Source organism: Porphyromonas uenonis 60-3 (genome assembly GCF_000174775.1).
In the GTDB taxonomy this organism is placed as follows: Bacteria; Bacteroidota; Bacteroidia; order Bacteroidales; family Porphyromonadaceae; genus Porphyromonas; species Porphyromonas uenonis_A.
Map to the genome: position 1 here is coordinate 1 of NZ_ACLR01000066.1, position 514 is coordinate 514.

Sequence of the window (514 nt, forward strand, 5' to 3'; positions counted from 1 at the left end):
AAAGTGTTAGGAGCCAACGACATGCTACTGAGAAGTCGCAGACGCAAGCGTCCGCCTCAGACAACCAAGGGCGTGGTCAATCACGGCTTCCAAGACCACCTGAACACCACCCCTAAGTACATCGCCACCGACCATTGCCGGCTCACCGTATCAGACATAACCTACGTCAAGTGTTTAGGGGGCTTCGCATATCTCTCCCTGACGATGGATGCTTATAGCCGCATCATCACAGGCTTTGACCTGCAGCCCACGCTCTCCACAGAGGGCCCCTACAACGCACTAAAACAGACCGTTGACTTCTACAAGAAGCATGGCTTTGACCTCAAAGGACTCATCTTCCATAGCGACCGAGGCTGTCAATACGTCTCCAAGCAGATGACCGACTACGAGGCCAGCCTAGGCATCGTAACCAGCGTTACCCAGACCGGCAACCCTCTCCACAACGCTATGGCTGAGCGACTTAACGGAATCATCAAGAACGACTGGCTCTACAACTTCGAGGATAAGCCCATAG

1 protein-coding gene is annotated in these 514 nt (G+C 53.7%); it reads left to right on the forward strand.

Annotated features, from left to right (window positions below; all coding sequences use genetic code 11):
• Nucleotides 1-514 (forward strand): DDE-type integrase/transposase/recombinase (locus PORUE0001_RS01955; RefSeq protein ID WP_007364786.1); only part of this gene is annotated, 514 nt, incomplete at both ends.